This is a genomic window from Nocardioides pelophilus (assembly GCF_014180685.1).
Classification (GTDB): Bacteria; Actinomycetota; Actinomycetes; order Propionibacteriales; family Nocardioidaceae; genus Nocardioides; species Nocardioides pelophilus.
Genome location: NZ_JACEHF010000164.1, coordinates 1 through 9,312 on the forward strand (window position 1 = coordinate 1; position 9,312 = coordinate 9,312).

Annotated in this window: 10 protein-coding genes; 4 read left to right on the plus strand and 6 right to left on the minus strand. The window is 70.2% G+C overall.

Features of this window, described 5'->3' with window-relative positions:
* From H0488_RS19230 to H0488_RS19240, 3 genes are all read right to left on the minus strand, one after another.
* Positions 1-1,255, minus strand: a 1,255-nt coding sequence (locus H0488_RS19230; RefSeq protein ID WP_183100848.1) for a glycine--tRNA ligase, incomplete at its 3' end; no start/stop codon positions are given.
* Between the two features lie 124 nt (positions 1,256-1,379).
* Positions 1,380-1,694, minus strand: a complete 315-nt coding sequence (locus tag H0488_RS19235; RefSeq protein ID WP_183100849.1) for an antibiotic biosynthesis monooxygenase family protein — start codon at positions 1,692-1,694, stop codon at positions 1,380-1,382.
* A 60-nt stretch (positions 1,695-1,754) separates the two neighbouring features.
* Positions 1,755-2,315: a hypothetical protein gene (locus tag H0488_RS19240; RefSeq protein WP_183100850.1), complete on the minus strand. Its 561-nt coding sequence runs from the start codon at positions 2,313-2,315 to the stop codon at positions 1,755-1,757.
* A 135-nt stretch (positions 2,316-2,450) separates the two neighbouring features.
* On the opposite strand from H0488_RS19240, the gene H0488_RS19245 reads away from it, so the two are divergent.
* The 3 genes from H0488_RS19245 to H0488_RS19255 are packed head-to-tail and all read left to right on the plus strand — an operon-like array spanning position 2,451 to position 5,202.
* Positions 2,451-3,383 carry a metal ABC transporter substrate-binding protein gene (locus H0488_RS19245; protein ID WP_220794792.1) on the plus strand — a complete coding sequence of 311 codons (933 nt, stop codon included), beginning with the start codon at positions 2,451-2,453 and terminating at the stop codon, positions 3,381-3,383.
* Positions 3,374-4,198, plus strand: a complete 825-nt coding sequence (locus H0488_RS19250; RefSeq protein ID WP_183100852.1) for a metal ABC transporter ATP-binding protein — start codon at positions 3,374-3,376, stop codon at positions 4,196-4,198. The genes H0488_RS19245 and H0488_RS19250 overlap by 10 nt, the downstream gene beginning before the upstream one ends.
* The gene (locus H0488_RS19255; protein WP_183100853.1) at positions 4,195-5,202 is read left to right on the plus strand and encodes a metal ABC transporter permease; all 1,008 of its coding nucleotides are present in this window, start codon (positions 4,195-4,197) and stop codon (positions 5,200-5,202) included. The genes H0488_RS19250 and H0488_RS19255 overlap by 4 nt, the downstream gene beginning before the upstream one ends.
* A gap of 176 nt (positions 5,203-5,378) precedes the next feature.
* On the opposite strand, the gene H0488_RS19260 is transcribed toward H0488_RS19255, so the two are convergent.
* On the minus strand, positions 5,379-6,200 hold the full coding sequence (locus H0488_RS19260; protein ID WP_183100854.1) for a neutral zinc metallopeptidase: 822 nt from the start codon (positions 6,198-6,200) through the stop codon (positions 5,379-5,381).
* A gap of 51 nt (positions 6,201-6,251) precedes the next feature.
* Positions 6,252-7,061: an isoprenyl transferase gene (locus tag H0488_RS19265; RefSeq protein ID WP_376768478.1), complete on the minus strand. Its 810-nt coding sequence runs from the start codon at positions 7,059-7,061 to the stop codon at positions 6,252-6,254.
* Positions 7,062-7,304: 243 nt separating this feature from the next.
* Between H0488_RS19265 and H0488_RS19270 the strand changes: the two genes are divergently transcribed.
* Entirely contained in the window at positions 7,305-8,246 is a 942-nt protein-coding gene (locus tag H0488_RS19270; protein WP_183100855.1) for a type IV toxin-antitoxin system AbiEi family antitoxin domain-containing protein, read from the plus strand.
* A 161-nt stretch (positions 8,247-8,407) separates the two neighbouring features.
* On the opposite strand, the gene recO is transcribed toward H0488_RS19270, so the two are convergent.
* Entirely contained in the window at positions 8,408-9,160 is a 753-nt protein-coding gene (gene recO, locus H0488_RS19275) for a DNA repair protein RecO (RefSeq protein ID WP_183100856.1), read from the minus strand.
* Positions 9,161-9,312: the final 152 nt, after the last annotated feature.

Consider the following 9,312-nt stretch of genomic DNA (forward strand, 5'->3'; position numbering starts at 1 on the left):
CGATCTCGTCCTGCCGCCGGTAGCGGCGGCCGATCGCGCCGGAGTCGTCGAAGTCGACGGTCCACGCGCGGCGCAGCTCGGAGGCGACGTCCTTGGCCTTGGGGGTGAGGTCGGCGTTGCGCGACAACGGGAGCACGGCGACCTTGACCGGCGCCAGCCGCGGGTCGAGCCGCAGCACGGTGCGCTTGTCGACGCCGCCCTTGGTGTTGGGCGCCTCGTCCTCCTCGTAGGCGTCGACCAGGAAGGTCATCAGGCTGCGCGACAGACCGGCTGCCGGCTCGATGACGTACGGCGTGTAGCGCTCGTTCGCCGCCTGGTCGAAGTAGCTGAGGTCCTGGCCAGACGCCGCCGCGTGGGTCGAGAGGTCGAAGTCGGTGCGGTTGGCGATGCCCTCGAGCTCACCCCACTCCGAACCGGCGAACCGGAAGCGGTACTCGATGTCGACGGTCCGCTTCGAGTAGTGGGAGAGCTTCTCCTGGGGGTGCTCGAAGTGGCGCAGGTTGTCGGCCTTGACGCCGAGGTCGACGTACCACTGGGTGCGGGTGTCGATCCAGTACTGGTGCCACTCCTCGTCCTCGCCCGGCTTGACGAAGAACTCCATCTCCATCTGCTCGAACTCGCGGGTGCGGAAGATGAAGTTGCCGGGCGTGATCTCGTTGCGGAAGCTCTTGCCGACCTGGGCGATGCCGAACGGCGGCTTCACCCGGCTCGAGGTCACCACGTTGGCGAAGTTGAGGAAGATGCCCTGCGCCGTCTCCGGGCGCAGGTAGTGGAGGCCCGACTCGTCCTCGACCACGCCGAGGTAGGTCTTCAGCAGGCCGGAGAACTGGCGGGGCTCGGTCCACGCGCCGCGGGTGCCGCAGTTGGGGCAGGCGAGAGTGGCGAGGTCGACGGAGTCGGGATCGTCGATGCCCTTCTTCTCGGCATACTCCTCCTGCAGGTGGTCGGCCCGGAACCGCTTGTGGCACGACTGGCACTCGGTGAGCGGGTCGCTGAAGGTCGCGACGTGGCCGCTGGCCTCCCAGGTCTGCCGCGGCAGGATCACCGACGAGTCGAGACCCACCACGTCGTCGCGCATCTGCACCATGGACTTCCACCACTGGCGCTTGATGTTGTCCTTGAGCTCCACGCCGAGCGGGCCGTAGTCCCAGGCGGAGCGGGTGCCGCCGTAGATCTCGCCGCACGGGTAGACGAATCCCCGCCGCTTCGCGAGGGAGACGACCTGGTCGACGGCGGTGGGGGGCGGCTTGGCCACGGCGGTTCCTTCTCTAGGGGACGACTCCGCCGGCTGCGGAGCGTTCTTCGGTGTCGAGGGGGTCGCCCTGGCGACCGGCCTCCCCGTTGGTCGAGGAGGTCGCTCTGGCGACCGTCACGAGACCTTAGGTTACGCGTGCCTCGTGCACGTTCAGAACCGAGCCGGGCTCCACGATCTCGTAGGCGCTGGGCTCGTCGAGCGCCCGGCTCAGGATCGGCACCGCGCTCAGCTTCACGTCGTACGACGACAGCGCCCGCCGGTAGGCGCCGACGCTCTCCCACCGGGTGGTGAGCACCCACAGGTCGGGCTCGTCGAGGTTGCGGCCGAGCGTGCCGTCGACGTACCCGGTCCGGGCCGCGAGCACGGCGTGCGCCTGCTCGAGCGACTCTCGGAAGGAGTCGTCGGAGGCGGGGACACGGAACCTGTTGACGACGAGCACGGGCCGACTATGGCAGGTCGGCCCGTGCTCGGGAGGGTGGGGCTGTGGGTAGCGCCGGGGTCAGAAGACGATGCCGTCCCAGTAGGACTCGCACCGCAGGCCGAACCGGGTGTGGCAGCGGTTGTCGGAGGTGGTGCTGGGCACGATCGTCTCCATGCCCAGCCGCTGGGTGGTGCCGGCGACGAACCACGCGATCACGTAGACGAAGCGGTAGGCGTAGCGGGAGTTCGGCTGGTTGGACGGGTAGTAGGCCCACCGCGGGAAGTTGACGGTCCCGGTGCCGCTGACGCGACCGCTGTACTCGCGCCGCGTCCAGGTCGTCCACTGACCGTTCACGAAGCGCTGCAGCGCGTAGATCCCCACGACGTCCTGCAGGCCGTTGTACGCCGCGCTGCGGCCGACGGTGAACCCGCTCGCCTCCCAGCTCTTGGAGTAGAAGTAGGTCCCGTTGGCGAGCCGGGTCTGGAAGTCGTAGCCGGTGATCATCGGGCCGTTGAGGCTCACGTAACCGGGTCGGCCGCTCGGCTGGAGGATCTGTGCAGCGGACGCCGACGGCGAGTGCAGGAGCGGGACGAGCAGCGCGATCGCGAGCGCCGCGACGAGTCGGGTGATGGTCTTCATGGCGGTCTCCTCGGGAAGTCCGGGCTGGTGGTTGATCTCTTGGGGAGATCGTGCGCCGAGGGACTTACCAACCACTTACCGTGCCGGGAGGGCCTCGGTTTGACTCGCCGCGGGCAGGAGTTGAGAATGATTCTCATGCGCTTGTCGATCCTGCTGCCCGCCGTGACCACGCTCGCCCTGACCGCTGCCGGTTGCTCCGCCTTCGACGAGGGTGGAGCCAACGCCGACGACGGCGTGACCGTCGCGGCGGCGTTCTACCCCCTGGCGTACGTCGCCGAGCGGGTCGCCGGCGACCACGCGGAGGTGGAGCTGTTGACCCAGCCGGGCACCGAGCCCCATGACCTCGAGCTCAACGTCAACGAGACCGCGGAGATCTCCGCGGCCGACCTGGTCGTCTTCGAGCGCGGCTTCCAGCCGGCCGTCGACGACGCGGTCGAGCAGAACGCAGAGGGCGTCACCCTCGACGCCGCCGACGTCGTCGACCTCGTGGCCGCGGACGAGTCGGCCGAGGAGCACGACGAGCACGCCGGCGAGGAGGAGCACGGGCACGACGACGTCGACCCGCACTTCTGGCAGGACCCCCTGCGGGTCGCCGACCTCGGCGACGCGGTCGCCGAGGAGCTCGGCGAGATCGACCCGGACCACGCCGACGACTACGAGGCGAACGCGACTGCCCTGCGGTCCGACCTCGAGGACCTTGACGCGAGCTTCGGCAGCGGCCTCGCCGACTGCGAACGCGACGCGATCGTCGTGTCGCACGACGCCTTCGGCTACCTGGAGAAGTACGGCGTGCACGTCGCTCCCCTGGTCGGGCTCTCCCCCGACGCCGAGCCGTCGCCCGCCGTGGTGGGCGAGCTGCAGGAGCTCATCAGGGAGGACGGGATCACCACCGTGTTCAGCGAGCCGCTGGAGCCCGACCTCGTGGCCGGGCTCGCCAGCGACCTCGACCTGACCACCGCCACCCTCGACCCGATCGAGGGTCTGACGGACGAGACGTCGGACGAGGACTACCTTTCACTGATGCAGTCCAATCTCGACGCACTCCGCGAGGCCAACGGATGTCAGTAGTCCCCGAGTCCGCGAACGTCGCGATCTCGATCGCCGGTGGGGCGGTCGAGCTCGGCGGTCGTCCCGTGCTGCGAGGGATCGACCTCTCGGTCGAGGTCGGCACCTTCCTCGCCCTGATGGGGGCCAACGGGTCCGGGAAGTCCACGCTGGTCCGGGCGTTGCTCGGACTGCATCCCCTGAGCAAGGGCGAGGTCCGGATCTACGGCACCCGCCTCGACGACTTCGGCTCCTGGCAGCGGATCGGCTTCGTGCCCCAGCGCGCGACCGCCGCCTCCGGGGTCCCGGCATCGGTCTGGGAGGTGGTCGCCGCCGGCAGGCTCACCCGACGCAAGCTGCTGCGGCCGCTCTCCCGCGCCGATCGCGCCGCCATCGAGGAGGCGCTGGAGGTGGTCGGACTGGCGGACCGCCGCCGCGACACCGTGAGCCACCTCTCCGGCGGCCAGCAGCAGCGGGTGCTCATCGCCCGCGCGCTCGCCGGCGAGCCGGACCTGTTCTTCCTCGACGAACCGACGGCCGGCGTGGACCGTCCGAACCAGCAGGCGCTCGCGGCCGCTCTCGCCGCGCTCAAGGAGCGGCGGGCCACGGTCGTGCTCGTGGCCCACGAGCTGGGCCCGCTCGCTCCGCTCGTCGACCGGGCGGTCGTGATGCGCGACGGTCGGGTCATCTACGACGGGGCGCCGCTGGGTGACCACGAGGCCCACGAGCCCTGGTTCGGCGAACCGCACACGCACCACCACCACGCCGCTCCGGCCCACCCCGACCACGCCCCGCAGGTCGCCTTCCCGACCACCTCGCCGAACGGATCCATCCGATGAGCCTGGCCGAGCTGTTCGCGGAGCCGTTCATGCAGCGGGCGCTCATCGCGGCCCTGTTCACCGGCCTCGCTGCCCCGGCGGTCGGGACCTTCCTCGTCCAACGACGGCTGGCGCTGATGGGCGACGGCATCGGCCACGTCGCCGTGACCGGCGTCGCGCTCGGCCTGCTGACCGGCACCTCTCCCACGTGGACCGCCGTGCTCGTCGCAACCGCGGGCGCCGTACTGATCGAGATCGTCCGCGAACGCGGGCGGACGAACGGCGACGTCGCGCTCGCGCTGCTGTTCTACGGCGGACTCGCGGGCGGCATCCTGATCAGCGGCATCGGTGGCAACAGCACCGCCACCCTTCAGCGCTACCTGTTCGGCTCACTGACGACCATCTCCAACGGAGACGTCGTCGTGACGATGGTGCTGGCCGCGGTGGTGATCGTGCTGTGCCTCGGGCTGGCGCCCCAGCTGTTCGCGGTCGCACAGGACCAGGAGTTCGCGCGGGTGGCGGGTCTCCAGGTGCGGTTCTACAACGTGCTGGTCGCGGTGCTCGCCGCGGTCAGCGTGACCGTGGCGATGCGGACGGTCGGCCTGCTCCTGGTCTCAGCGCTGATGGTGGTGCCCGTCGCGACCTCGCAGCAGCTCACGCGCTCCTTCCGCACCACGATCGCGTCGGCGATGGTGCTCGGCACCGTGGCCTCGGTCGGCGGGCTGGTGCTGGCGACGCTCGCGTCGACGTACGACGTCAACGCCGCGCCCGGGCCGACCATCGTGCTGCTGGCCCTCGCCGGGTACGTCGTAGCGTGGCCGGTCGGCGTCTGGACCCGGCACCGGGCCCGGCTGCGCGCACCGTTCCCTGACGCGGGGCCGACCGAGCACGAGCCGACCGAGACGCATCCGCACCAGCACGGGCCCGGCTGCGGCCACCTGGCGGTCCCGCACGACGACCACGTCGACTACGTGCACGACGGGCACCGGCACGCCGAGCACGGCGCGCACTACGACGAGCACTGAGCCTGATTGGCCGAGCGTGTCGCAGACGGTGCTCGCCGCCCGGGCCTCGCTTCGCTCTGCCCGGGGGCTGCGCACCGTGCGGCTTCGCCGCGGTGCGACACGCTGCCGGCCTCGCGGTCGACGCAGGCTTCGATAGGGGCCGCTTGGCGGCTCACCGGCCGGGTGGGCCGGGTCGGTCAGTTGGTCATGCCGGGCAGGCAGCCGGGGACGCCGTCGGTGCGGCCGAGGTTGAACGCCTCGATCCGCTGGAACGAGTCGCCGTGGTCGCCGCTCATGCCCCACGGCACCTCGTCGGCGATGAAGTTGAGACCGTCGACGATCTCCTTCTCGTCGCCCGGCTCGAACTGCAGCGTCGGCGGGTTGTCGCGCGCGGCGCCGTACAGCACCGCGGCGGCGAGGCAGTCGGCCTGCAGCTCGTACTGCTCCGACTGCAGGTCCATCGACAGGTCGGCCTGGACCGCGTGGCCCCACTCGTGGGCGATGATCAGGTACGGCCAGGAGTCGCCGATCTCGTAGCCGAGCTCGAGCAGCGTCTTGTCCCAGGCGACGTAGTCGCCGTCGGGGCAGTAGAACGCGTTGCCCGGCGGCAGCACCTCGCCGAAGCAGGTCGGGGCGTTCGCCTCGTCGTAGCCGTCGTAGAGCCCGACCACGTTCGGCGGCGTGTAGCTGCCGGTGAAGTACTCGTTCCAGTGGAGGGCCCACCAGGCGTCGGTGACCTCCTGAGCCGTCTGGATGTCCTCGGCGAGCTCCGCCTGGTCGACCTCGCCGGTCGGGGCGATCGTCATCTCGACCGAGGTCTCGGTGGTGGTCGGCTCGGTCGGGCTGCTCGTGGCGTCGGTCGGCGCGGTCGAGTCGTCGCCGCCGGGCGTCTCGGTGACGATCACGGTCTCGACGTCTTCGGCGACGCTGTCACCGTCGTCTCCACCGCAGGCGGCGAGGGAGAGGGAGCCGACCAAGGCGAGCGCGAGCACGCTCGCGAAGCGGGAGGACTTCATCATGGGACCGAAGCGTACGGTCACCGCGGGTCGCTCGGCAGCAGATCGCCGGACTCAGGCGGGGTCGGCACCGCCGTACCTCCGGTCGCGCTTGGCGTAGGTCTCGACGGCCTCCCACAGGTGGCGGCGGTCGACGTCGGGCCAGAGCACGTCGGAGAACACGAGCTCGGCGTACGCCGCCTGGTAGAGCATGAAGTTCGAGAGCCGCTGCTCCCCCGAGGTCCGCCAGATCAGGTCGGCGTCCGGCAGCTCCGGCACGTACAGGTAGCGCCCGAGGGTGGCGTCGTTGACCTTGTCGGGGTTGATCCGCCCGGCCGCGACGTCCTTCGCCAGCGCGCGGGCCGCGTCGCCGAGCTCGGAGCGGCCGCCGTAGTTGACGCACATCGTCAGGGTCAGGACGTCGTTGTGCTTGGTCAGCTCCTCGGCGACCTGGAGCTCCTTGATCACCGACTTCCAGAGGCGTGGCGCGCGGCCGGCCCAGCGCACCCGCACCCCGAGCTCGTGCATCTCGTCGCGGCGTCGGCGGATGACGTCGCGGTTGAAGCCCATGAGGAACTTGACCTCGTCGGGGCTCCGCGACCAGTTCTCGGTCGAGAACGCGTAGGCGGAGATCGCCTTCACGCCGATCTCGATCGCCCCCTCGACCACGTCGAACAGCGAGTGCTCCCCCTGCTCGTGACCCTTCGTGCGCGGCAGCCCCCGCTCCTGGGCCCACCGGCCGTTGCCGTCCATCACGATCGCGACGTGCTCCGGCACCAGCTCCGCTGGGATCGCCGGCGGCCGGGCACCCGACGGGTGCGGGGTGGGCTTGCGGGGCTCGGTACGACGCTGCAGCTGTGCAGTCCGTCGGGAGGCGCGGGTCACGGGTGCAGTTTGTCAGGGTGCGGAGACGTCCGTTTATCAAGGGATGCAGCCGAACGATCGCTTCCCCGTGTGAATTCGGCTTGGGAAACATCCGTTCGGCTGCATCCCTTGATATCCGAACACGAGCCGCGCGGCGATCCCTCGGGCCCACGAACCGTCCACCGCAGCACTCCCGGCGCATCTCATCCACAGGCACCCGGGTGGACCAAGATGGGAGCCGGTGGGGCGGATCATGCTCGCGCCATGGACCCACTTCGCGTGCTCACCCAGGAGTACGGATTCTTCACCCGACAGGAGGCGCTGTCCGCCGGTTTCGCCGGTCGCGACATCGCCCGCAACGTCCGGACCGGCTACTGGGTCCGCTTCCGCCGCGGTTCCTACTCCTTCGGCGACGAATGGGGAGCCTTGTCCCCGGTCGGGCGCCACAGGGTGCGCTCGAACGCGGTGATGCGTTCACTGGGCGACGCCGTTGCGCTGAGCCATGTGTCGGGCTGCGTCAGGCATGAGCTGGAGGTCTGGGGCTTACCCCTCGGCCGCGTCCACGTCACCCGCCTCGACGGCGGGCCCGGCCGGATCGAGGGAGATGTCGTCCACCACGAAGGTCTCGCACTCGACGCCGACGTCGTGCGTCTAGGTGGCCACCTGGTGCTCCGCCCCGAACGATGCGTGCTCGAGGCCGGATCGCGCGCCAACAACGAGGTCGCACTGTGCCTGTTCGAGTCCGGCCTCCGTCACAAGAAGTACGACGTCGATGCCTTGCGGCGCCGCTTCGTGGAGATGCAGTTCTGGCCGTTCATGCGCCACCTTCAGATCCCTGTCCGGATGGCCGATCCGCGTGCCGGCTCGATCGGCGAGTCCCGTGGCAACTGGATGTTCTGGGTCCTCGGAGTTCCTGCGCCGATCCCCCAGTTCGAGATCTTCCACCCCAACGGCGAGCTGGCTGGCGTGACGGATTGGGCGTGGCCCGAACGCCGCCTCCTCGGCGAGTTCGACGGGCGGATCAAGTACGGCCGGCTGCTCAAGCCGGGTCAGGACCCCGGCGACGTCGTCTTCGAGGAGAAGGTCCGCGAGGATCTCCTTCGGGAGCTGTCCGACTGCAACATGATTCGGTTCATCTGGTCGGACTACGACGATCTCGCAACGTCGCGCGCGCGGCTCGAGCGGAAGCTCGGATGGGCGAGCTGATCCGGGACGAGGGTGGCCGTGCGGGGTTGGCCTGGCCCGACCTGTGTCCGTTTATCAAGGGATGCAGACGAATGGTCACTCCCCAGGCCCAATTCACACTGGGAACCGCTCGTTCGGCTGCATCCCTTGATAAACGGACAGGTCGCCGCGAAACGCGCTCGCTACCGCTCGACGTACGCCAGCGACCGCAGCCCGCGCTCGAGCTGCCACTGGACGAAGGCGGCGATCAGGCCGCTCGCCTCGCGGAGGTGGCGAGGGTCGGCGGCCTCGACGACCGGCCAGTCGCCGGAGAGGAGCCCGCCGAGCAGCACCAGGGTCTCGGCAGCGGGGCTGGCGGAGCCGGGGATCCGGCAGGTCGAGCAGAGCACGCCGCCCATCGCCGGGTTGAACCAGCGGTGGCTGCCCGGAGACCCGTCAGGAGTCCGCCCCGGCGAGCGACCGCAGTGCGCACAGTCGACGCAGGCCGGGGCGTAGCCGGCGACCGCGAGCGCACGGAGCAGGTAGGAGTCGAGCACGTGCCCGGGCTGCCGATCGCCGGACGCCATCGCGTGCAACGCCCCGAGCAGCAGCTGGAACTGCTGGACTGCGGGTTCGCGCTCCTCGACCACCAGCCGCTCGGCGGTCTCGAGCATCACCGTGCCGGCGGTGTAGCGCTCGTAGTCGGCGCCGACCGGGGCGGCGTACGCACCCCTGGTCTCGGTCTGGGTGATCGTGTCCAGGTTGCGCCCCACCGCGAGCTGCAGGTCGACGTGGGTGAACGGCTCGAGGCGCGAGCCGAACCGCGACGTCGTACGGCGCACGCCCTTCGCCACCGCGCGGACCAGGCCGTGCTCGCGGGTCAGCAGCGTGATGATGCGGTCGGCCTCGCCCAGCTTGTGGGTGCGGAGGACGATTGCCTCATCTCGGTAGAGCACCTCCCTATTGTGCTCGCCCGCTGTTCAGTTGGCCGTACGCCGCGGCCGACGCGCCGGGCGCCAGCAGTCGAGCACGAACTTAGTGGTCAGCAGGTCGAGGCGCTCGGGCGTGCGCCGCCACTCGAGGATCGACGTCGCCCTCTCGAAGGTCG